Source organism: Streptomyces sp. NPDC016562 (assembly GCF_043076955.1).
GTDB lineage: Bacteria > Actinomycetota > Actinomycetes > Streptomycetales > Streptomycetaceae > Streptomyces.
The window spans coordinates 274,017-296,037 of sequence record NZ_JBIBRZ010000005.1 but is presented as its reverse complement, the minus strand read 5'-3'; the positions used below and the strand labels follow the sequence as shown (position 1 = coordinate 296,037).

The 22,021-nt window shown below is 70.9% G+C and carries 22 protein-coding genes; 4 read left to right on the top strand and 18 right to left on the bottom strand.

Annotated elements, in window-relative coordinates:
• A complete protein-coding gene (locus tag ACF059_RS23075; protein ID WP_392060102.1) occupies positions 1-429 on the bottom strand; it encodes a DUF948 domain-containing protein in 429 nt (142 codons plus the stop codon).
• 195 nt (positions 430-624) lie between these two features.
• Entirely contained in the window at positions 625-1,236 is a 612-nt protein-coding gene (gene rpsD / locus ACF059_RS23070; protein ID WP_008740451.1) for a 30S ribosomal protein S4, read from the bottom strand.
• Positions 1,237-1,513: 277 nt separating this feature from the next.
• On the opposite strand from rpsD, the gene ACF059_RS23065 reads away from it, so the two are divergent.
• Entirely contained in the window at positions 1,514-2,203 is a 690-nt protein-coding gene (locus tag ACF059_RS23065; RefSeq protein ID WP_392060099.1) for a DUF2470 domain-containing protein, read from the top strand.
• Between the two features lie 35 nt (positions 2,204-2,238).
• Here ACF059_RS23065 and ACF059_RS23060 read toward each other — a convergent pair whose 3' ends face one another.
• From ACF059_RS23060 to ACF059_RS23045, 4 genes are all read right to left on the bottom strand, one after another.
• Entirely contained in the window at positions 2,239-3,588 is a 1,350-nt protein-coding gene (locus tag ACF059_RS23060) for a replication-associated recombination protein A (RefSeq protein WP_392060097.1), read from the bottom strand.
• A gap of 40 nt (positions 3,589-3,628) precedes the next feature.
• A complete protein-coding gene (locus ACF059_RS23055) occupies positions 3,629-4,246 on the bottom strand; it encodes a vitamin K epoxide reductase family protein (RefSeq protein ID WP_392060094.1) in 618 nt (205 codons plus the stop codon).
• A gap of 156 nt (positions 4,247-4,402) precedes the next feature.
• Entirely contained in the window at positions 4,403-5,665 is a 1,263-nt protein-coding gene (gene hisS, locus ACF059_RS23050) for a histidine--tRNA ligase (RefSeq protein ID WP_392060091.1), read from the bottom strand.
• A 10-nt stretch (positions 5,666-5,675) separates the two neighbouring features.
• Positions 5,676-6,398 (bottom strand): MBL fold metallo-hydrolase, encoded by a 723-nt coding sequence (locus ACF059_RS23045; protein WP_361945446.1) that lies wholly within the window; start codon positions 6,396-6,398, stop codon positions 5,676-5,678.
• Between the two features lie 153 nt (positions 6,399-6,551).
• On the opposite strand from ACF059_RS23045, the gene ACF059_RS23040 reads away from it, so the two are divergent.
• Positions 6,552-7,340, top strand: coding sequence for a peptidylprolyl isomerase (locus ACF059_RS23040; RefSeq protein ID WP_392060088.1), 789 nt, complete (start codon positions 6,552-6,554; stop codon positions 7,338-7,340).
• Between the two features lie 188 nt (positions 7,341-7,528).
• The gene (locus ACF059_RS23035) at positions 7,529-8,758 is read left to right on the top strand and encodes a DUF349 domain-containing protein (RefSeq protein WP_392060085.1); all 1,230 of its coding nucleotides are present in this window, start codon (positions 7,529-7,531) and stop codon (positions 8,756-8,758) included.
• 69 nt (positions 8,759-8,827) lie between these two features.
• Here ACF059_RS23035 and ACF059_RS23030 read toward each other — a convergent pair whose 3' ends face one another.
• The 12 genes from ACF059_RS23030 to ACF059_RS22975 form a co-directional block, all read right to left on the bottom strand.
• Positions 8,828-11,266 (bottom strand): bifunctional (p)ppGpp synthetase/guanosine-3',5'-bis(diphosphate) 3'-pyrophosphohydrolase, encoded by a 2,439-nt coding sequence (locus ACF059_RS23030; protein ID WP_366866786.1) that lies wholly within the window; start codon positions 11,264-11,266, stop codon positions 8,828-8,830.
• Between the two features lie 239 nt (positions 11,267-11,505).
• Positions 11,506-12,060 (bottom strand): adenine phosphoribosyltransferase, encoded by a 555-nt coding sequence (locus ACF059_RS23025; RefSeq protein WP_392060082.1) that lies wholly within the window; start codon positions 12,058-12,060, stop codon positions 11,506-11,508.
• Positions 12,057-13,112 carry a protein translocase subunit SecF gene (gene secF / locus ACF059_RS23020; RefSeq protein WP_361945435.1) on the bottom strand — a complete coding sequence of 352 codons (1,056 nt, stop codon included), beginning with the start codon at positions 13,110-13,112 and terminating at the stop codon, positions 12,057-12,059. The genes ACF059_RS23025 and secF overlap by 4 nt, the downstream gene beginning before the upstream one ends.
• A gap of 3 nt (positions 13,113-13,115) precedes the next feature.
• Positions 13,116-14,891 (bottom strand): protein translocase subunit SecD, encoded by a 1,776-nt coding sequence (gene secD, locus ACF059_RS23015; protein WP_392060079.1) that lies wholly within the window; start codon positions 14,889-14,891, stop codon positions 13,116-13,118.
• A 152-nt stretch (positions 14,892-15,043) separates the two neighbouring features.
• Positions 15,044-15,490, bottom strand: a complete 447-nt coding sequence (gene yajC / locus ACF059_RS23010; RefSeq protein WP_392060076.1) for a preprotein translocase subunit YajC — start codon at positions 15,488-15,490, stop codon at positions 15,044-15,046.
• 166 nt (positions 15,491-15,656) lie between these two features.
• Positions 15,657-16,730 (bottom strand): Holliday junction branch migration DNA helicase RuvB, encoded by a 1,074-nt coding sequence (gene ruvB / locus ACF059_RS23005; RefSeq protein ID WP_392060073.1) that lies wholly within the window; start codon positions 16,728-16,730, stop codon positions 15,657-15,659.
• Between the two features lie 259 nt (positions 16,731-16,989).
• Positions 16,990-17,622 (bottom strand): Holliday junction branch migration protein RuvA, encoded by a 633-nt coding sequence (ruvA, locus tag ACF059_RS23000; RefSeq protein ID WP_392060070.1) that lies wholly within the window; start codon positions 17,620-17,622, stop codon positions 16,990-16,992.
• The gene (ruvC, locus tag ACF059_RS22995; RefSeq protein ID WP_361945422.1) at positions 17,619-18,155 is read right to left on the bottom strand and encodes a crossover junction endodeoxyribonuclease RuvC; all 537 of its coding nucleotides are present in this window, start codon (positions 18,153-18,155) and stop codon (positions 17,619-17,621) included. The genes ruvA and ruvC overlap by 4 nt, the downstream gene beginning before the upstream one ends.
• A 138-nt stretch (positions 18,156-18,293) precedes the next feature.
• Positions 18,294-19,046: a YebC/PmpR family DNA-binding transcriptional regulator gene (locus tag ACF059_RS22990; RefSeq protein ID WP_361945419.1), complete on the bottom strand. Its 753-nt coding sequence runs from the start codon at positions 19,044-19,046 to the stop codon at positions 18,294-18,296.
• A 57-nt stretch (positions 19,047-19,103) separates the two neighbouring features.
• Complete coding sequence (pdxT, locus tag ACF059_RS22985) at positions 19,104-19,697, bottom strand: pyridoxal 5'-phosphate synthase glutaminase subunit PdxT (protein WP_360887313.1); 594 nt, start codon at positions 19,695-19,697, stop codon at positions 19,104-19,106.
• A gap of 7 nt (positions 19,698-19,704) precedes the next feature.
• Positions 19,705-20,622, bottom strand: a complete 918-nt coding sequence (pdxS, locus tag ACF059_RS22980) for a pyridoxal 5'-phosphate synthase lyase subunit PdxS (RefSeq protein ID WP_215018835.1) — start codon at positions 20,620-20,622, stop codon at positions 19,705-19,707.
• 144 nt (positions 20,623-20,766) lie between these two features.
• Positions 20,767-21,309, bottom strand: a complete 543-nt coding sequence (locus ACF059_RS22975; protein ID WP_360887316.1) for a hypothetical protein — start codon at positions 21,307-21,309, stop codon at positions 20,767-20,769.
• 109 nt (positions 21,310-21,418) lie between these two features.
• Here ACF059_RS22975 and ACF059_RS22970 point away from each other — a divergent pair, with 109 nt between their 5' ends.
• A complete protein-coding gene (locus ACF059_RS22970) occupies positions 21,419-22,009 on the top strand; it encodes a hypothetical protein (protein ID WP_392060067.1) in 591 nt (196 codons plus the stop codon).
• Positions 22,010-22,021: the final 12 nt, after the last annotated feature.

The following is a 22,021-nucleotide window of genomic DNA, read 5'->3' as shown; positions in this document are numbered from 1 at the left end:
TCAGCCCTTCTGCTTCCGGCGCCGGGCAGCCGGCACCGTACGGCCGACGATCACGGTACGTCGGGTCTTCTTCGCGGGCGCGTCGTCCGTCCGGCCCAGCGCCTTGCGGACGCCGTAGCCGAAGGCCGCGACCTTCACCAGGGGGCCGCCGAAGGCGGAGGCCACGGTGGAGGACAGCGCGGAGGCGTTGGACGTGACCTCCTGGACGTCGCTCGCGATGGCGTCGACCCGGTCGAGCTGGGTGCGCGCGGAGCGGACGGTGGTGGAGGCGTCGGCCAGCAGCGGCACCGCCTGGTCGGTCACGTCGGCGACCAGCTTGGTGGTCGCCCTGAGTACCTGGGCCAGCCTCGCCAGCACCACGGCGAGGAAGGAGATCAGGATGGCCCAGAAGACGGCCACGATGATCCCGGCCACCTCTACTCCGGACACGTCACACCGCTCTCTGTCTGTACCTGAACTTCTGACTGTACTGATGCCTGTACCGATGCCTGCGCATGGCCCTTCGACCCTATCGCGCCGGGGATCCCCGGCCGTACCGGAATTCCGGCACGGCCGGGGATACAGGAAACCCGCCGCCCCCCGGAGGGGACGGCGGGCTGACCAGTCGGTGAGACCAGGCCTGCGTCAGCGGGCGTAGTACTCGACGACGAGCTGCTCGTCGCAGATGACCGGGATTTCCTTGCGGTTCGGGTCGCGGTCCAGGCGGAAGGCCAGGGCCTTCAGGTTGACCTGCAGGTAGCGCGGGGTCTCGCCCTCGCCTGCGTAGCCACCCTCACGGGCAACCTGGAACGGAACCTTCTCGCGGCTGCGCTCGCGAACGGTGATGACGTCGTCCGGGCGGACACGGAACGACGGCTTGTCGACCTTGTCACCGTTGACCTCGATGTGGCCGTGAACGACCATCTGGCGCGCCTGGTAGATGGTGCGGGCGATGCCCGAACGCAGGACCAGCGCGTCGAGGCGACGCTCGAGCTCGACGACGAGCGCCTCGCCCGTCTTGCCTTCGGCCTTCTTCGCGCGGTCGTAGGCGCGAGCCATCTGGCGCTCAGAGATGTCGTACTGGGCGCGCAGACGCTGCTTCTCGAGCAGACGAACCTTGTAGTCCGAGTTCTGCTTGCGGCCACGGCCGTGCTCGCCCGGCGGGTAGGGGCGGGCCTCGAAGTACTTGACGGCCTTCGGGGTCAGCGCAATGCCGAGGGCACGCGACTTCTTGACCTTGGGTCGCTTCTGGTTCACGTGGAACCTACCTCCATGTAAGTTAGGTGAGGCTTACCTTAGCGAGGAGGACGTAATGTCTCGACCACATGGGATCCCCCTGCCCAGTGCGCGTCGAAGTTCAGATTCCAACGAAACGGAATCTGCTTTCGACGACGATAAGCAAGGTCAGCCGCGTCCCAGGGAAGGCGTTCGGCAGCTCACCGGAGCCGAACGCGTACGAACCCTCGTAGAGTCCAACGCCTCAGTATCCCTCACGCTGCTCGGTGCTCATGACCAGGCGGAGTTCGGGACGGGGATGCCGGCCGCTCGGACCGTCACCCCGGACGGGGACGTGATTCTCCTTGTTTCCGGGGAATCCGCGGCTGCCAGGGCAGCCGCTCACGCCCAGGACGACGACCTCACCGCCGTGATCGAGATCACGGATGTGGCGCCGGTGTCCGTGCCCCATCGTATCCGAGGCCGCGCCTGGCTCGCCGGGTGGCTGACACCGGTGCGCGGGACCGACCGGGCGGCCTGCGCGGCCCTGCTCGCCGAGCGCCACCCGGTGGGTGAGCTGCTGGCGATGTCCGACTTCCCCGAGGACCCCGGCGCCGCCCGCTACTCCGGCCGTCCGGCCTGGATGCTGCTGCGCCTGGAGGTCGGCGAGATCTCGGTGGACGACCTGTGGGGCGCCGAGCACGTCACCCCGGAGGACCTGGCTGCGGCGCAGCCGGACCCGATGGTCGCGCACGAGACGGAGCTGCTCCAGCACCTGCACTCCGCCCACGGCGACCGCATCGGCGAACTGTGCGGCCTGCTCGGCAACCGCGAGGCGGGGGGCCCGACCGCCGTCCCCCTCGCCCTGGACCGGCTCGGCCTGCGCGTGCGCTTCTCCGGCGGCGCCGCCGGCACCTTCGACGCCCGCTTCGACTTCCCGGAACCGGTCACCGACATCTGCGGCCTACGCCGCGCGATGCACACCCTCTTCTCGGCCGCGGGCCACTGAGGGGCGCGCGTCACCTACGGCCCGCCGGCGCGGCCTCACGCGCCGCGCAGGCGGTCGCGGACCTTTTCCACCACGTCCGCGTACCGGGCTTCCGCGCCGTAGCGGGTGGGTTCGTAGTAGCGCTTGCCGTGGATCTCGTCCGGGGCGTACTGCTGTGCGGCGATGGCGCCGGGCACGTCGTGCGGGTAGACGTATCCCTGTGCGTGTCCCAGCTTCGCCGCGCCCTTGTAGTGGCCGTCGCGCAGGTGCGGGGGGACCGGGCCCGACAGGCCGGCCCGTACGTCGGCCAGCGCGGCGCCGATCGCGGTCGTGGCGGTGTTCGACTTCGGGGCCAGCGCGAGCGCGATCGTCACGTGCGAGAGGGTCAGGGCGGCTTCCGGGAAGCCGATCATCGCGACCGCCTGGGCCGCGGCCACCGCGAGCGGCAGGGCCGCCGGGTCGGCCAGCCCGATGTCCTCGCTCGCCGAGATCATCAGGCGGCGCGCGATGAACCGGGGGTCCTCCCCCGCTTCGATCATCCGGGCCAGATAGTGCAGCGCTGCGTCCACGTCGGAGCCGCGGATCGACTTGATCAGCGCGCTCGCCACGTCGTAGTGCTGGTCGCCGTCCCGGTCGTAGCGGACGGCGGCGCGGTCGACCGCCTCCTCCACGGTCTGGAGGCTGATCTCCGCCTCGCCCTTGGCGATGGCCGCCCCGGCGCCGGCCTCCAGCGCCGTGAGCGCCCGCCGGGCGTCGCCTCCGGCGATCCGCAGCAGGTGGGCCTCGGCGTCGGCCGGCAGGGACACGGCGCCGCCCAGGCCCCGCTCCTCCGTGAGCGCGCGCCGCATCAGGGCGCTCAGGTCCTCGTCCGTCAGCGGTTCCAGCGTGAGCAGCAGCGAGCGCGACAGCAGCGGGGAGATGATCGAGAAGTACGGGTTCTCCGTGGTCGCCGCGATCAGCGTCACCCAGCGGTTCTCGACGGCGGGGAGCAGGGAGTCCTGCTGCGCCTTGCTGAAGCGGTGGATCTCGTCCAGGAACAGGACGGTCTCCTTGCCGTACCCGCCGGCCGCGCGCCGCGCGCCCTCGATGACGGCCCGTACCTCCTTGACGCCCGCCGTGATCGCGGAGAGCTCCACGAAACGCTTCTGCGTGGCCTGGCTGACCACATAGGCCAGCGTGGTCTTCCCGGTGCCGGGCGGGCCCCACAGGATCACCGACGAGGCACCGGCCGGGCCTCCGGCCCCTTCCCCGACCAGCCGCCGCAGCGGTGAGCCGGGCTTCAGCAGGTGCTGCTGGCCGACGACCTCGTCCAGGGTGCGCGGGCGCATCCGGACGGCGAGGGGCGAGCTCGCGGGGTCCTTCTCCTGGCGGTCCTCGGCAGCGGCGGTGAACAGGTCTGGTTCCACACCGGAAGCCTATGCGAGCCCACTGACAGGGCGGCCGCCGTCAGGAGGTCCAGAAGTCCCACCAGCGCGTCAGGATGAGCATCCCGATGATCCCGACGTGCAGCACCGGCAGCACCCAGGTGAACTCGTCGACGAAGCCCTTGAGCCAGCCGGGAGCCGGCAGCAGCCCCTGGCGCAGGTTGTGGGCGGTGACGTACCAGAACATGAAGATCGTGGCGACCCAGGCCAGGCAGCACCACAGGCACAGGGAGTTGATGGTGTAGAGCGACTGGTACATGAGCCAGGTGCAGAAGGCGACGCCGAAGAGCATGCCGGCGTTGAGCATCAGCCAGTACCAGGGGCGGAACCGGGCCCCGGCCAGCAGGCTCATGCCGACGCAGATCACGATCCCGTAGGAGACCAGTCCGAGCATCGGGTTCGGGAAGCCGAAGACGGCCGCCTGGTCGCTCTTCATGATGTTGCCGCAGGAGACGATCGGGTTCAGGCTGCAGCCCGGCGTGAAGTTCGGGTCCTCCAGCAGCTTGAACTTGTCGATCGTGATGACCCAGGCGGCGAGCAGTCCCGCGGCTCCCGTGATCACCAGGAGCAGGGCCAGGGCCCGGCTGCCCCCGGCGACCGTCCTCGGGGCGGTGTCCGTGTCCGTGGCTCGTGTCGTCATACCGCCCGCTCCGCATCTGCAAGGTCAACAAGCACCGGCCATTGTGCCGCATGTACCTGTGAAAGGGCGGGGCCGGGGAAACATCCCCGGCCCCGCCCCGTCCATGCCGTACCGGGTCCTGCCGTACCGGGCCCCGCCGTGCCGGGCCCGCCCGCGTCAGGCCAGGCGCGCCCGGACCGTGTCGACCAGCTCGGCGACCGGCACGGCCGCCTGGTCGCCGGACTCCATGTCCTTCAGCTGCACGACGCCCTCGGCGAGGTCGCGCTCACCGGCGACCACCGTGAACCGCGCGCCCGAGCGGTTGGCGTCCTTCATCGCACCCTTGAGGCCCTTGCCCCCGTAGCTGAAGTCCGCGGCCACTCCGGCCCTGCGCAGCTCGGTGACCGCGCCGAACAGCAGGCGGCGCGCCTCGGCGCCGATCGCCACGGCGAACACGTCCGTCGTGGCCGGGATGTCCAGGGCCACGCCCTCGGCCTCCAGCGCCAGGACCGTGCGGTCGACGCCCAGCGCCCAGCCGACCGACGGCAGCGCCGGTCCGCCGATCATCTCGGACAGGCCGTCGTAGCGGCCGCCGCCGCCCACCGCGGACTGCGAGCCCAGACCGTCGTGGACGAACTCGAAGGTGGTGCGGGTGTAGTAGTCCAGGCCGCGCACCAGCTTCTCGTCGTCCTCGAAGGCCACCCCGGCGGCCGTGATCAGCTCGCGGACCTCCTCGTGGTACGCCTTGCAGGCGTCGCACAGGTAGTCGCGGAGCATGGGCGCGCCCACGAGCTGCTTCTGGACGTCGGCCCGCTTGTCGTCGAGGACGCGCAGCGGGTTGATCTCGGCCCGGCGGACGGTCTCCTCGTCCAGGTCGAGCCCGCCCAGGAAGGCCTGCAGCGCCTCCCGGTAGACCGGACGGCACTCCTTGTCGCCCAGCGAGTTCAGCAGGATCCGGAAGTTGCGCAGGCCGAGCGTGCGGTACGCCTGGTCGGCCAGGATGATCAGCTCGGCGTCCAGGGCCGGGTCCTCGGCGCCGATCGCCTCGGCGCCGACCTGCGAGAAGTGGCGGTAGCGGCCCTTCTGCGGGCGCTCGTAGCGGTAGTACGAGCCGGAGTACCAGAGCTTGACCGGCAGGCCGCCGGCCTTGTGGAGGTTGGCCTCCAGCGCCGCGCGCAGCACGGAGGCGGTGCCCTCCGGGCGCAGGGCGAGGTTGGCGCCGCCCTTGGTGGTGAGGGTGTACATCTCCTTCGTCACGATGTCGGTGGACTCACCGACACCGCGCGCGAAGAGGTCCACGTCCTCAAAGCCCGGCGTCTCGACGTACCCGTAGCCGGACGTGCGCAGCGGGCCGGAGATCGCCTCGCGCACGGCCAGGTACTTGGCCGAGTAGGGCGGGATCAGGTCGTACGTGCCCTTGGGGGCCTTGAAGGTGCTCACGGGTCTCTCGTCACATTCCTCGTCGTGGAGCGGGCGCGGCACCACTGGGGTTCGCTCCCAGGCCGGCGGCGACCTCCCGCAGGAACGGGTTGGTCGCGCGCTCGCGGCCGATGGTGGTCTGGGGACCGTGGCCGGACAGCACCACGGTGGAGTCGTCGAGCGGCAGGCACACGCGGCCCAGCGATGCGAGCATCTCGGCGTGGGAGCCGCCGGGCAGGTCGGTGCGGCCGATGGAGCCGGCGAAGAGCAGGTCACCCGAGAAAAGGACCGGCGGGACGTCGGCCAGCTCGGGCATCCGGAAGGTCACCGACCCCTTGGTATGCCCGGGCGCGTGCGCCACGGAGAAGTCCATTCCGGCCAGCTTCAGGGCGGCGCCGTCGGCCAGCTCGCGGACGTCGTCCGGCTCTCCCACGGTCAGCTCGCCCATGAGGGGCATCCCGATGGAGCGGCCGAGGGCCTTCTCCGGGTCGCTCATCATGTAGCGGTCCTCGGGGTGGATCCAGGCCGGTACGTCGTGTGCTCCGCACACCGGGACCACCGAGGCCACATGATCGATGTGGCCGTGGGTCAGCACGACCGCGACGGGCTTGAGCCGGTGCTTCTTCAGCGTCTCCTCGACACCCTGGGCGGCCTGGTGGCCCGGGTCGACGATGACGCACTCCTCACCGGCGGCGGGGGCGACCACGTAACAGTTGGTCCCCCAAGCTCCTGCGGGGAACCCGGCAATCAGCACGTTCGTCCTCAATCGTCGTCCGGCGGGAGGCTGCAGATCGGAATGCTGCTGCTCAGAGCCTACCGGCGCCCCTCATTACACAGCGAACCCATATACGGTACGGCCTATCCCAGCCCGGACAGCAGTACCAACCACGCACAAGGAGACGACCCGGTGGTCACGAGCGATCAGCGGCGGCGACAGCTCGCCAAGGAGAAGTACGAGCGCCAGCAGAAGCGGCGGGCCGAGGCCCGGCAGAAGGCCCGCCGGCGCGCGGCCGTGATCGGCGCGGCGGTGGCCGTGGTGGTCGCGACGCTGGTCGGCCTGATCGTGGGCGGTGTCTTCGACAAGGACAAGAAGGACCAGGCGGCGGACCCGTCGGCCAACCCGTCGGCCTCGGCGTCGCCCACCCCCAAGAAGTCCCCCTCGCCGGAGATGGCGATCGACCAGAAGGCGAAGTACACCTTCGCCCTGAAGACGAGCGCGGGCGACATCACCTTCGCGATGGACGCGGCGAAGACCCCGCAGACCGTGAACTCCTTCAAGTCCCTCGCGGACAAGGGCTACTTCGACAACACGAAGTGCCACCGGCTGACGGCCGGCGGGATCTTCGTGCTCCAGTGCGGTGACCCCGAGGGCACCGGCATGGGCGGCCCCGGCTACACCATCCCCGACGAGAACCTCGACTCGCTCGGCAAGGCGAACGAGCAGGGCCAGGTCGTCTACCCGGCGGGCACGGTCGCGATGGCCAACACCGGCCAGCCCGGCTCGGGCGGCAGCCAGTTCTTCCTCGTCTACAAGGACAGCCCGCTGGCGCCGTCCTACACCCCCTTCGGCAAGATCGACGCGGCGGGCCTGAAGGTCCTGGAGGACATCGCCAAGGCCGGTACGGCCGACGGCGGCCAGGACGGTCCCCCGAAGAACGAGGTGAAGATCGAGAAGGGCACCGTCACCCAGAGCTGACGGGCCCGCGCGGCCCCGGACCGGCCGGCCCGCCGTCCGTACGTCGAATTCCGTCGTGCGGGATGCGGACAGCCGGCCCGGCGGTCGCCTATGTTGGCGTTGTGCAGGGCGGGCGCTGCCCGCCCCAGGAAACTGTGGACGATGCCCAGGGGGTGAACCCCTCGCAGGCATCAGGTGGAGGAGGCGCTGTGAGCAGCGACCCGTGGGGCCGAGTCGACGAGACGGGCACCGTGTACGTGCGTACTGCCGATGGCGAGAAGGTCGTCGGATCGTGGCAGGCGGGCACCCCTGAGGAGGCCCTGGCCTATTTCGAGCGCAAGTACGAGGGCCTGGTGGTCGAGATCGGCCTCCTCGAAAAGCGGGTGCGGACCACCGATCTGTCCGCGAAGGACGCGCAGACGGCGATCGACCACCTGCGGACGCAGGTCGACGAGCACCATGCCGTGGGCGACCTCGACGCGCTGCGGGTGCGACTGGACAAGCTGGTCGCGACCGTGGAGTCGCGCCGCGAGGAGCGCAAGATCCAGAAGGCCAAGCAGACGGACGAGGCCCGTGCGGCCAAGGACGCGCTGGTCGTGGAGGCCGAGCAGCTCGCGCAGAGCGACCAGTGGCGCAGCGCCGGTGAGCGCCTGCGCGCCCTGGTGGACATCTGGAAGGGTCTGCCGCGCCTGGACCGCAAGTCGGACGACGAGCTGTGGCACCGCTTCTCGCACGCCCGTTCCGCCTTCTCCAAGCGCCGCAAGGCGCACTTCGCCTCGCTGGACGCGCAGCGCGAGGACGCCCGCAGGGTCAAGGAGAAGCTGGTCGCGGAGGCGGAGGCGCTGTCGAAGTCGACCGACTGGGGTCCGACGGCCGCCCGCTACCGCGAGCTGATGGCGGACTGGAAGGCGGCGGGCCGGGCGCAGCGCGAGTCCGAGGACGACCTGTGGAACCGTTTCCGCGGTGCGCAGGACGTCTTCTTCGCGGCCCGCAGCGAGGTCTTCGCCGAGCGCGACGCCGAGCAGACGGAGAACCTGAAGCTCAAGGAGGAGCTGGCCGAAGAGGCCGAGAAGCTCGTACCCGTCACGGACCTGAAGGCGGCCCGCGCCGCGTTCCGCTCGCTGAACGAGCGCTGGGAGGCCATCGGCCACGTGCCGCGGGACGCCCGGCCGAAGGTCGAGGGCCGGATGCAGGCGGTGGAGCGTGCGATCCAGGAGGCCGAGGAGGGCGAGTGGCGCCGTACGAACCCGGAGGCGCGGGCGCGTGCGGCCGGTCTGACGGGTCAGCTCCAGGCGGCCGTCGACAAGCTGCGTGAGCAGATCGACGCGGCGCGCGCGGCGGGCAACAACGCGAAGGCCGACAAGCTGTCCCGGGAGCTGGAGGGCCGCCAGGCCCTGCTGGACCAGGCGCTGAAGGGCCTGGAGGAGTTCGGCGGCTGATCGCCGGCTCCCCCGGTCACGCGAAGGGCCCCGGTACGGATCTCCGTACCGGGGCCCCTGCGCGTACCGCTACGGCCGTCGGGCCGAGGTCACGCGGTAGACGTCGTAGACGCCCTCCACGCCCCGCACGGCCTTCAGGACGTGGCCGAGGTGCTTGGGGTCGCCCATCTCGAAGGTGAACCGGGAGGTGGCGACCCGGTCGCGGGAGGTCTGGACGGCCGCGGACAGGATGTTGACGTGCTGGTCCGACAGGACGCGGGTGACGTCGGAGAGCAGCCGGGACCGGTCCAGCGCCTCGACCTGGATGGCGACCAGGAAGACCGAGGACTGGGTGGGCGCCCACTCGACCTCCAGCATCCGTTCGGGCTGCTGCGAGAGGGAGTCGACGTTGACGCAGTCCGCGCGGTGAACCGATACGCCACTGCCCCGCGTGACGAACCCGATGATCGGGTCGCCCGGCACCGGGGTGCAGCAGCGGGCCAGCTTGACCCACACGTCGTCGACGCCCTTGACGACGACGCCCGGGTCGGCGTTGCTGCGGCGCTTGCGGCCGCGCGCGGGCGGGATCGACTCCTCGATGTCCTCGCCGGCCGCCTCCTCGCCGCCGAGGGCCGACACCAGCTTCTGGACGACCCCCTGCGCGGCCACGTGACCCTCGCCGATCGCCGCGTACAGCGAGGAGATGTCGGGGTAGCGCATCTCGTGGGCGAGGGTGACGAGGGAGTCGCCGGTCAGGATGCGCTGGATCGGCAGGTTCTGCTTGCGCATGGCCCGCGCGATGGCGTCCTTGCCGTGCTCGATGGCCTCGTCGCGGCGCTCCTTGGAGAACCAGCCGCGGATCTTGTTGCGGGCCCGGGGGGACTTGACGAAGCCCAGCCAGTCGCGGGACGGGCCGGCGCCCTCGGCCTTGGAGGTGAAGACCTCGACCAGGTCGCCGTTGTCGAGCGTGGACTCCAGCGGGACCAGGCGGCCGTTGACCCTGGCCCCTATGGTGCGGTGGCCGACCTCGGTGTGGACGGCGTACGCGAAGTCCACGGGGGTGGCGCCGGCGGGCAGCGCGATGACGTCGCCCTTGGGCGTGAAGACGAAGACCTCGTTGCGGGAGAGGTCGAAGCGCAGCGAGTCGAGGAACTCGCCCGGGTCCTCGGTCTCCTTCTGCCAGTCCAGCAGCTGGCGCAGCCAGGCCATGTCGTTGACCGTGTCGTGGCCGGCGCTGCCCTTGGCGGCCTGGGGGACGTCGGTGCGCACCTTGGAGGTGCCGGCGACGGTCTGCTGCTTGTACTTCCAGTGCGCGGCGATGCCGTATTCGGCGCGGCGGTGCATGTCGAACGTGCGGATCTGTAGTTCGACGGGCTTGCCGCTGGGCCCGATGACCGTCGTGTGGAGCGACTGGTACATGTTGAACTTGGGCATCGCGATGTAGTCCTTGAACCGGCCGGGGACCGGGTTCCATCGCGCGTGCACGGTGCCGAGGGCGGCGTAGCAGTCCCGGACGGTGTCCACCAGCACCCGGATGCCGACCAGGTCGTAGATCTCCGCGAAGTCGCGGCCGCGCACGATCATCTTCTGGTAGACGCTGTAGTAGTGCTTCGGGCGGCCCGTCACGGTGGCCTTGATGCGGGCGGCCCTGAGGTCGGCCTGCACCTCGTCGGTGACGACGGCGAGGTACTCGTCCCGCTTGGGCGCGCGCTCGGCGACCAGACGCACGATCTCGTCGTACATCTTCGGGTAGAGGATCGCGAAGGAGAGGTCTTCGAGCTCCCACTTGATGGTGTTCATGCCCAGCCGGTGTGCCAGCGGGGCGTAGATCTCCAGGGTCTCGCGGGCCTTCTTCTCCTGCTTCTCCCGCTTGAGGTAGCGCATGGTGCGCATGTTGTGCAGCCGGTCGGCGAGCTTGATGACCAGGACGCGCGGGTCCTTGGCCATCGCGACGACCATCTTGCGGACGGTCTCGGCCTGGGCGGCCTCGCCGAACTTGACCCGGTCGAGCTTGGTGACGCCGTCGACGAGCAGGGCCACGGCGTCGCCGAAGTCGCGGCGCAGGTCCTCCAGTCCGTACTCGGTGTCCTCGACGGTGTCGTGCAGCAGGCCGGCCATCAGCGTGGCGGGGTCCATGCCGAGCTCGGCGAGGATCGTGGTCACCGCGAGCGGGTGGGTGATGTAGGGGTCGCCGCTCTTGCGCTTCTGGCCGCGGTGCCAGCGCTCGGCCACCTGGTAGGCCTGTTCGAGCTGGCGCAGCGTCGCCGTCTCGATCTTCGGGTCGTTGCTGCGGACTATGCGGAGCAGGGGCTCCAGTACCGGGTTGTACAGGGTCGAGCGCTGTACGCCGAGACGGGCGAGACGGGCGCGCACCCGGTTGGAGGACCCGGCCGACTTCGCGGACGCGGGCTTGACCGGCGGCGCGGGCCGCGCGGGCGGGGCCGGCGGGGGCGTGGCGGCGGCCGCCGTGGCCTGCTCGGCCTGCGGGTCGGGCTGCGCGGCGGAGAGTGGCTGGACCTCGTCTGGCAAGAGCGCTCCTCACGGGGGTCCCCCGGGACGGTGTCCGGGGGAGGATCCGGTGCCCGTGTCCGGTCCGGATAACCCATCGTAGCGAGGGTTCGGCCCCGTCGTTGTAGCGAGGGTTCGGCCCCCTCGTTCCCCGGCCCCGCCCTTCCCTCCGGGGTCCGCCGCCGGGGCTCGGAGGGCCCCGCACGCAGAAGCGGCGGGCACCCGGAGAACCGGATGCCCGCCGCTCGGCGCGGGAGGGGTCAGACCACGATCAGCGCGTCCAGCGGGGCTTCCCCGAGGGCGCTTGCCAGCTTGGCCCGGCCCGGCAGGAACGACAGCTCCATCAGGACGGCCACGCCGGCGACCTCGGCCCCGGCCCGCCGGATGAGCATGAGCGAGGCCTCGGCCGTGCCGCCGGTGGCCAGGACGTCGTCGATGACCATGACCCGGTCACCGATCGCCAGGTCCTCGGCGTGGACCTCGATCTCCGCGGTGCCGTACTCCAGGTCGTACGCCTGGGCCAGCGTCGCGCCCGGCAGCTTGCCGGCCTTGCGCACCGGGACGAAGCCGATGCCCGCCTGGACGGCCACCGGAGCCGCCAGGATGAACCCCCGCGCCTCCAGCCCGACGATCTTCGTCGCGCCGTACCGCACGGCCAGCTCCGCCAGGGCCCCGGTGAGCGCGGTGAACGCCTCGGGGTCCGCCAGCAGCGGGGTGATGTCCTTGAACATCACGCCCGGCTTCGGGTAGTCCGGCACGTCCTTGATCCGCCGGAGCAGCAGGGCCCGTACGTCCTCGGACAGGACTTCGGTCACCGCCGCCGCCCCGACCGGCCCTGGGCCACGACCTGGGGCTCGTCCTCGGCCTCGTAGGCCTCGTCCGGGGACTCGCCCTTGGCCGCCGCGGCCGCCCGCTTGGCGAGCACCCGCTTCTTCAGGGCCTTCATCGCCGGCTCGCGCTCCTTGAGGTCGACGACCAGCGGGGTCGCGATGAAGATCGAGGAGTACGCACCGGCCGCGAGGCCGACGAACAGCGACAGCGAGATGTCGTTCAGCATGCCGGCGTCCAGGAAGCCGCCGCCGATGAACAGCAGGGCCGCGACCGGGAGCAGCGCCACGACCGTGGTGTTGATCGAGCGGACCAGCGTGCCGTTGATGCTGCGGTTGGCGATCTCGCTGTACGTCCAGCGGGTCTGCTTGGTGATGTCCTTCGACCCCTCCTTGAGACCGTCGAAGACGACGACGGTGTCGTAGAGCGAGTAACCGAGGATCGTCAGCAGACCGATGACCGTACCCGGGGTGACCTCGAAGCCGACCAGCGCGTAGATGCCGACGGTGATGGTGAGGTCGTGGATCAGGGCGATCAGCGCCGCGACCGCCATCCGCCACTCGAAGGCGATGGCCAGGTAGATCACCACGAGGACCATGAAGATCCCGAGGCCCGTCCAGGCCTTGTTGGCGATCTGCTCACCCCAGCTGGGGCCGACGAGGTCCGCGTTGATGTCCTTCTCGGTCACCTTGAGGTCGGTGGCGAGCTGCTTCTTCACGTCGGTCGCGGCGTCGGTGTCCAGACCGGAGATCTGGATCCGCAGGCCGCCGGTGCCGAGCTCCTGGACGATCGCGTCGTGGCCGGAGGCCTTCTCCGCGTCCTCCGTCGCCTTGGCGACCGAGACGGCCGTCTTCGGGGTGGTGAAGACGGCACCGCCCTTGAACTCGATGCCCATGTTGAGGCCCTGAACGGCCAGGGCCACGATCGCCGTGATGGTGATCAGGATGGAAACGCCGTACCAGAGAAAGCGCTTGCCGACGAAGTCGTAGCCGACATCACCGCGGTACAGCTTGGCGCCGAGATCTCCCAGCTTCGACATCTCTCACGCCTCCTTTGCGTCGACGGGGGCGGGGGCGGTACGGCGCGACCGGCGCAGCGGGGGCTTGGCGCCGAGCCGCTTGGGGTCGAGCCCGGACCACGGGTGACCGCTGGCGAAGAAGTTCGTACGCGCCAGCAGCGTCATGATCGGCTTGGTGAAGAGGAACACCACGACCACGTCGAGCACCGTGGTCAGACCCAGCGTGAAGGCGAAGCCCTGCACCTTGCCGACGGTGACGATGAACAGCACCGCGGCCGCCAGGAACGACACGAAGTCGGAGACCAGGATGGTGCGGCGGGCACGGGGCCAGGCGCGCTCGACGGCCGGACGCAGGGTGCGGCCCTCGCGGATCTCGTCGCGGATGCGTTCGAAGTACACGATGAACGAGTCCGCCGTGATGCCGATCGCCACGATCGCACCGCAGACGGCGGGCAGGTTCAGCGCGAAGCCGATGCCCTTTCCGAGCAGCGCCATGATCGTGTAGGTCAGGATCGCGGAGACCATGAGGCTGACGATCGCGACGAACGCCAGGCCGCGGTAGTAGACCAGCAGGTAGATCACCACGAGGAGCAGGCCGATCGCGCCCGCGATCAGGCCGGCCTTCAGCTGCTCGCCGCCGAGCGCGGCGGTGACGGTGGTGACGCTGTCCTCCTGGAAGGACAGCGGCAGGGCGCCGTACGAGAGCATGTTGCCCAGGTCCTGCGCGGACTGCTGGTTGAAGCCGCCGGAGATCTCGGCGTTGCCGCCGGTCAGCGCCTGGCTCACGGACGGGTCGGAGATGACCTCGCCGTCGAGCACGATCGCGAACTGGTTCTGCGGCATCTGCTTGGTGGCGAGCTCACCGGTGATCTTGGCGAACTTGTCGGCGCCCTTGTCGGTGAACTGCATCGTGACGATCCACTGACCGCGCTGCGGGTCGATGACGCCCTTGGCGTCCTTCACGTCCTGGCCGTTGACCTGCGCCGGGCCGAGGACCCACTTGCCCCAGGCGTTGCCGCGCTTGCCACAGGCGAGCATCGGCTCCTCGGGCTTGGCGCCCTTGCCGGCGGCGGCGCGCTGCGCCTCGTCGGTGCAGTCCAGCGCCGCGAACTTCGCCTGCAGGGCGGCCGCCGCCGCTTCGTCGCCGGTGGGCGGCGTGGAGGCGGAGGGGGACGGAGCCTTGTCGTCTGCCTTCTTCGACTCGCTCGCCGAGGGCGAGGGAGTGGGCGCGGCCGGGGCCTTGAGGGCCTCGCTGAGGGCGCGGCCCTGGGAAGTGGCGCTGGACGACGGGGTGGCCGAGGGGGTGGTCTTGCCGTCCCCGGCCTTGGGGGCGCCGGAGCCGCTCGCGGAGGGGCTCGGGCTCGGGGTGCCCTCGGGGGCGACGGGGGCGCCGTCCGCGTAGGCGAGGACCGGGCGGAAGTAGAGCTGGGCGGTGGTACCGACCTGCTCGCGCGCCTGCTCCTCGTTGGTCCCCTTGGGGATGTTCACGATGATGTGGTCGCGGCCCTGTGTCTGGACCTCGGCCTCCGACACGCCGAGCCCGTTGACGCGGCGCTCGATGATGCCGACCGCCGTGTTCATGTTGGTCTCGTTGACGGCGTTCTCTTTACCGGGCTCGCTCTTGGCCTTGAGCGTGATGCTCGTGCCGCCAGCGAGGTCGATGCCGAGCCGGGGAGTCGTCTGCTTCGAGAGGAACATCCCCGCGGTGAGCGCCACCATCGCGATCAGGATGACCGCCAGGGCGCGCCCCGGCCTCCCCTGAGCCCCCGTGGGCCGCCGGCCCTTCTTCGGTGCTGCCACCTTGTCGTTTCTCCCTGTCCAACCGCCCCGCGCCGGGTCAGCGCGCGGACGGCCACGAAATGTGTGGTGGGGACCCCTGCCCCCCGCAGAAATGGGTCACTGACCGGGACCGCGAGGTCGCCGGTCCGGCGCCCGCGGTCCCCGGCCGAACGCTACTTCGCGCCGGCTTCGCCGTCTGCCTTGCCGTCCTTGGGCTCGTCGTCGCCCTCGGGGGCGTCCTTCTTGCCCAGGTCGAGCTTGGGCGCCTCGTCCCCGCCCTTGGTGAGGGAGGAGGCGTCGTCCGGGACGACCGGCGTGTCGGTCGTCCCGTCCTCGTCGATGCCGTGGACGATGCGGTTGTACTCCGCGTCCTCCAGGACGGCGCCGATGGCGTTCTTCGCGTAGACCGCGTGGACGCCGGGAGCCACCTCAAGGGTGACCGTGTCGTCACCGACCTCCTTCACCGTGGCGTACATGCCGCCGATGGTGCGGACGCCGGTGCCGGCCGTCATGTGGTCGCGCATCTGCGCGGCTGCCTGCTGCTTCTTCTTGGCAGAGCGGGTCATCAGGATCATCGCGCCGATGAGCACGATGAACGGGAGGAATGTCATGAGACTCACGGGACGGAGATCCTTCGCACGACCGCACGCGGACGGCGGCCTTTTCTACGGGGGGTGGGCACACCGACCCGAAGGGTCGGCATCGGCGGAGTCTAGGCGAGTCCGCACCGATGGAACAACGCCCAGCATGGCACCGCAGTTCCTGAGGGCGCGAACCTCCGCGCCGTCAGGCCCCGAACAAGCCCTGTTGCCCGCTTGATCCGATCGCGCCGTGCTGCGGCGGAACAAGCCCCAGGTGGGCCCATGCGGCGGGCGTCGCGACCCGCCCGCGGGGGGTGCGCGCGAGCAGCCCCTCCCGTACCAGGAAGGGCTCGGCGACCTCCTCCACGGTCTCCCGCTCCTCGCCGACGGCCACGGCGAGGGTGGACAGGCCGACGGGACCGCCGCCGAACAGCTTGAGCAGCGCCTCCAGCACGGCCCGGTCGAGCCGGTCGAGCCCGCGCGCGTCCACCTCGTACACCTGGAGGGCGCTGGCGGCCACCTCGCGGGTGATCGCCCCGTCGGCGCGGACCTGGGCGTAGTCGCGGACGCGGCGCAGCAGGCGGTTGGCGATGCGGGGGGTCCCGCGGGAGCGCCCGGCGATCTCGGCGGCGCCGGCGGTGTCGATCGCGACGTCGAGGAGACGGGCGGAGCGGTGGATGACGCGCTCCAGCTCCTCGGGCGCGTAGAACTCCATGTGGCCCGTGAAGCCGAAACGGTCCCGCAGCGGGGGCGGCAGGAGCCCGGCGCGGGTGGTCGCCCCGACCAGGGTGAAGGGCGGCAGCTCCAGGGGGATGGCGGTGGCGCCCGGTCCCTTGCCGACGATCACGTCGACGCGGAAGTCCTCCATGGCCATGTAGAGCATCTCCTCGGCCGGCCGGGACATGCGGTGGATCTCGTCGAGGAAGAGGACCTCGCCCTCCTGGAGGGAGGACAGGATCGCGGCGAGGTCGCCGGCGTGCTGGATGGCGGGGCCGGAGGTGATCCGGATGGGCGCACCCATCTCCGCGGCGATGATCATGGAGAGGGTGGTCTTGCCGAGGCCGGGCGCGCCGGAGAGCAGGACGTGATCGGCGGTGGCCCCGCGCTGGCGGGCCGCCTTCAGGACGAGGTCCAGCTGCTGGCGGACCTTCTCCTGCCCGACGAACTCCCCGAGGTCCTTGGGCCGCAGCGCCGCCTCGACGGCGGTGTCCTCCCCGTCGGCTGCGGCGGCGACCAGCCGGTCCGGCTCGGGGATGGTGCTCTCGTCGTCCCAGTTCACGGTGTCAGTCTGCCTTCTGCGTCTCTGTGGTGATCGGTGCGGGTGGCGGTGGCTGCACGTGGGCCGCTGCGCGAAGCTGCTCCCCGCCCCGCCCTTTCACCGTTTCGCGGGGCTCCGCCCCGGCCCCGACCGGGCGAGGCTGGATGTGCGCAGCACATCTCAGCCTCGCCGGCGTTTGAGACGCGGGGGTCTGGGGGCGGAGCCCCCGGGGAACGGTGGAAGGGCGGGTAGGGGACGGCCCCGCGCAGCGGCACGACGGTCAGCGCGCACGGTTCAGGGACTGGAGGGCGGCCCGGAGGAGCTGCGGGACGGGGGCGGAGCCACCGGCGGCGATGGCCGCCTCGGCCTGCGGCGTCACGGCCGAAACCGCTTCCTCCGCCTCCCGCGCCGCATAGCCGAGGCCGATCAGCGCGGCGGACAGCTGCTCCGTCCACGGCGCCGGCCCCGACGCGGCGGCCCGCTGCGCCCCCACCAGGCCACTGGAGCCCAGCGGAGCGCCCAGCTTGTCCTTCAGCTCCAGCAGCAGCTTCTGCGCGCCCTTCTTGCCGATGCCGGGCACCGCCGTCAGCGCCTTCTCGTCCCCCGTGGAGACGGCCAGCCGCAGGGCGTCCGGGCTGTGCACCCCGAGCATCGCCTGGGCCAGCCTCGGGCCGACCCCGCTCGCGGTCTGGAGCAGCTCGAAGACCTGCCGCTCGTCGTCGTCGGCGAAGCCGTACAGCGTGAGCGAGTCCTCCCGTACGACCAGGGAGGTGGCCAGCCGGGCCTGCTCGCCCATCCGCAGGCCGGCGATGGTGTTCGGCGTGCACTGCACGGCCATGCCCACGCCCCCGACCTCGATCACGGCCAGGGTGGGGGCGAGCGCGGCGACCGGGCCGCTAACGAAGGCGATCATCGGGTACGGCCTTTCGAGCCAGAGGCGTGCAGGGCTACCGCCTGCTGGAGGCGGTTGTGGGCGGGGGCCCGCCAGATGTGGCAGATGGCGAGGGCGAGCGCGTCGGCGGCGTCCGCGGGCCTGGGCGGTTCGGCCAGCCGCAGCAGGCGGGTGACCATCGCGCCGACCTGGGCCTTGTCGGCCCGGCCGCTGCCCGTGACGGCGGCCTTGACCTCGCTCGGCGTGTGCAGGGCGACCGGTATGCCGCGGCGCGCCGCGCACAGCATGGCGACGGCGCTCGCCTGGGCGGTGCCCATCACGGTGCTGACGTTGTGCTGGCTGAACACCCGCTCCACGGCGACGACTTCGGGCCGGTGCTCGTCGAGCCATTCCTCGATGCCCTGCTCGACGGCGACCAGCCGGTGGCCCAGCTCCGCGTCCGCGGGCGTCCGTACGACCCCCACCCCGAGCATGGTCAGGGGCCGGCCCGCGACGCCCTCGACGACGCCGACACCACACCGCGTCAGTCCCGGGTCCACCCCCAGTACGCGCACCGCCGCCCCCTCGTTCGATCGCTCCCGGCCGGCGCCGCGAGGTACCCGCATGTCTGCCGTGCAGGCTATCGGGCACCACTGACAAAGCGACGGGCCGACAGGGTGTGTCCTGTCGGCCCGTCGGATGCGGCACCCTGCTCAGGCGTCGACCTTCTCCATGACCTCGTCGGAGACGTCGAAGTTGGCGAAGACGTTCTGCACGTCGTCGCTGTCCTCCAGCGCGTCGATCAGCTTGAAGATCTTGCGGGCGCCCTCTTCGTCGAGCTCGACCTGCATGGAGGGCACGAAGCTGGCCTCGGCGGAGTCGTAGTCGATGCCGGCCTCCTGGAGCGCGGTACGGACCGCGACCAGGTCGGTGGCCTCGCTGATGACCTCGAAGGACTCACCGATGTCGTTGACCTCTTCGGCGCCGGCCTCCAGCACCGACTCCAGGACGTCGTCCTCGGACAGTTCGCCCTTGGGGAGCACGATGACGCCCTTGCGGTTGAACAGGTACGAGACCGAGCCCGGGTCGGCCATCGAACCGCCGTTGCGGGTCATGGCGACGCGCACGTCGGAGGCGGCGCGGTTGCGGTTGTCGGTGAGGCACTCGATGAGCACCGCGACACCGTTCGGACCGTAGCCCTCGTACATGATCGTCTCGTAGTCGGCGCCGCCGGCCTCGAGACCACCGCCGCGCTTGACCGCGGAGTCGATGTTCTTGTTCGGGACCGAGCTCTTCTTGGCCTTCTGAATGGCGTCGAAGAGCGTCGGGTTGCCGTCGATGTCGGCGCCGCCCATGCGGGCCGCGACCTCGATGTTCTTGATCAGCTTCGCGAAGAGCTTGCCGCGCTTGGCATCGATCACGGCCTTCTTGTGCTTCGTCGTAGCCCATTTAGAGTGGCCGGACATCCGCCTGTCTCCTTCGCGTCACCAACAGTGTTCGTCTCCGATCCTACCGGGACCCGATTACAGTCCCGCGCGCACCATGTCGACGAAGTACGCGTGGACCCGGTCGTCGCCGGTCAGTTCCGGGTGGAACGAGGTGGCGAGGACGTTGCCCTGGCGCACGGCGACCGTGTGGCCGTCGTACGTGGCGAGCACCTCGACGGCGCCGCCGACGGACTCGACCCACGGGGCGCGGATGAAGACGCCCTCGACCGGGCCGTCCGCGATGCCCGCGAAATCGATCTTCGCTTCGAAGGACTCGTTCTGACGGCCGAAGGCGTTGCGGCGGACGATCATGTCGATGCCGCCCAGGGTCTCCTGGTCCTCACGGCCGTCCAGGAGCTTGTCCGCCAGCATGATCATGCCGGCGCAGGTGCCGTAGACGGGCATGCCGGCGGCCACGCGCTCGCGCAGCGGCTCCAGCATGCCGAAGAGCACGGCGAGCTTCGACATGGTCGTGGACTCGCCGCCGGGGATGACCAGGGCGTCGACCTCGGCGAGCTCCTCGGGGCGCCGGACCGGCCTGGCCACGGCGTCCGCCGCGGCCAGGGCGATCAGGTGCTCCCGTACGTCGCCCTGGAGCGCCAGGACACCGATGACGGGGGTGTGGGTCATGGCTCGACTACCAGCCGCGGTTGGCGTAGCGCTCGGCCTCGGGCAGGGTGTCGCAGTTGATGCCGACCATGGCCTCGCCCAGGTTGCGGGAGGCGTCCGCGATGATCTTCGGGTCGTCGTAGAAGGTGGTGGCCTTCACGATGGCGGCGGCGCGCTTGGCCGGGTCGCCCGACTTGAAGATGCCGGAGCCGACGAAGACGCCCTCGGCGCCGAGCTGGCGCATCAGCGCGGCGTCGGCCGGGGTGGCGACGCCACCGGCGGAGAACAGCACGACGGGGAGCTTGCCGAGCTCGGCGACCTCCTTGACGAGCTCGTACGGGGCGCGCAGCTCCTTGGCGGCGGCGTACAGCTCGTTGTTGTCGAAGCCGCGCAGCTTGGCGATCTCGTTCTTGATCTGGCGCAGGTGGCGGACGGCCTCGACGACGTTGCCCGTGCCGGCCTCGCCCTTGGAGCGGATCATGGCCGCGCCCTCGGCGATGCGGCGCAGGGCCTCGCCCAGGTTGGTGGCGCCACAGACGAAGGGGGTGGTGAACGCCCACTTGTCGGAGTGGTTGACCTCGTCGGCCGGGGTCAGGACCTCGGACTCGTCGATGTAGTCGACGCCGAGGGACTGCAGGACCTGGGCCTCGACGAAGTGGCCGATGCGGGACTTGGCCATGACGGGGATCGAGACGGCCTCGATGATCTCTTCGATCATGTTGGGGTCCGACATGCGCGCCACGCCGCCGTCCTTGCGGATGTCGGCGGGGACCCGCTCCAGGGCCATGACGGCCACGGCGCCGGCGTCCTCGGCGATCTTCGCCTGCTCGGCGTTGACCACGTCCATGATCACGCCGCCCTTGAGCTGCTCGGCCATGCCGCGCTTGACGCGCGAGGTGCCGATGGCCGACTCGGCGGACTGGGGGGAGGTGGGAAGCGTGCTCACGGATTGACCTCACTCGAAGGGAACTCGAAAGGGACGGGTACTACTGGCAGAGCAAACCTCACGGTTCAGGCCACTACAAGGGCCAATGTGGAGCCAGTGGCTCTTCCATTTGTCCCCGGCGGCCCTGGCCCGTCCCCCGCGGACCTATGCGGGCCGCTCGGCCAGGTCCACCGGAGGCTCGTCGTCCATTTCGAAGGCGAGCGGGAAGGGCGCGTGCCCCGCGAGGCGGAACCAGCGGACCTTGCGGTGCCGACGCAGGGCGCGTGCGGCCCGTACGGAGTCATTGTGGAACCTGCGCGCCATCGGCACCCGGCGAACCGCCGCGGCCAGCTCCTCCGTGGCCTGCGCCCCGCCCGGGGCCGCCTTGAGCAGGTCGACCTGGTCGGCGTCGGCGAAGACCGCCCGCAGCGCCTGGCTCAGCTCGCTCTCGGCGACCTCGCGGTGCTCCTCCTCGGCCTGCCGGGCGCCGTGCGCGGCCTCGTACAGCACCAGGGAGGAGGCGGGGTCGAGCACCCCGGAGGTGGCGACCTCCAGCACGACGGAGGCCCGTCGCACGAGCTGCGCGTCGAGCGCGGCCTTCGCGGCGTCCATCCGCGAGTGCAGACGGTCCAGCCGGCCGGCGGTCCAGCTGAGGTAGACGCCGATGACACCGAGGGCCAGGGCGATCCAGACAAGGGTTTCGATCACGCTGCGCGACCCTACCGCTCCGCGCGTCCCGGGGACCCATCGCCCCTCGCCGGACGGCAGCCGGACCCGTAGGGTGCGTGATCGACATCTACACCGGGGGATCAGGCGAATGGCGCCGTACCGCAGACCACTGGCATACGCCCTGCTGGCGGGGGCCGTCGCCCTCGTGACCACCGCCCTGGCCGCGCACCGCTGGGGCGGTCCGCAGGGCGGCCTCGTCCTGCTGAGCCAGGTGAAGGCCCACTTCACCGCCATGGGCTGGCTGACGCTGGTCGCCCTGGGCGCGGCGGTCCTCCTGGGCGTGCGGACGCCGGCGATGCGCGTCGCCCTCGGCGTCCCGGTGCTCGTCCTCGGCGTCCCGGTCATGTTCCTCGCCACCGTCCTGGCCCAGCTGGGCGGCGGCCAGGAGCAGACGCGGAGCGTGGCGGCCCCCGGCCGGGACGATCGGCGGCTGGTCGTCGAAGAGGGCTCAGCCATGATCGACCCGCTGTGGTACGTCTACGTCCACGAGGGCAGCTGGCCCCGGGAGCGGCGCTGGGCCGTCGGCTACTTCAACGGCGACGCCACCCACAACGAGCTCCGCGAGGCCGTCTGGACGGGCCCCGACCGGATCCGCATGACCACGGCCGGTGGCGTGGTCCACGAGGTGACCGTCGCCCCCGGCGGGCGGCCCGACCGGATCGTCTCCGCCGGCTGGTGAGCCGCCGGGACG

Coding starts and splice junctions, on each gene's coding strand:
- ACF059_RS23065 (WP_392060099.1), top strand. CDS start 1,514: ATGCCGGCCGCTCGGACCGTCACCCCGGACGGGGACGTGATTCTCCTT.
- ACF059_RS23055 (WP_392060094.1), bottom strand. CDS start 4,246: ATGACGACACGAGCCACGGACACGGACACCGCCCCGAGGACGGTCGCC.
- secF (WP_361945435.1), bottom strand. CDS start 13,112: ATGTCGAAGCTGGGAGATCTCGGCGCCAAGCTGTACCGCGGTGATGTC.
- ruvA (WP_392060070.1), bottom strand. CDS start 17,622: ATGATCGCCTTCGTTAGCGGCCCGGTCGCCGCGCTCGCCCCCACCCTG.
- ACF059_RS22990 (WP_361945419.1), bottom strand. CDS start 19,046: ATGTCCGGCCACTCTAAATGGGCTACGACGAAGCACAAGAAGGCCGTG.
- pdxT (WP_360887313.1), bottom strand. CDS start 19,697: ATGACCCACACCCCCGTCATCGGTGTCCTGGCGCTCCAGGGCGACGTA.
- ACF059_RS22970 (WP_392060067.1), top strand. CDS start 21,419: ATGGCGCCGTACCGCAGACCACTGGCATACGCCCTGCTGGCGGGGGCC.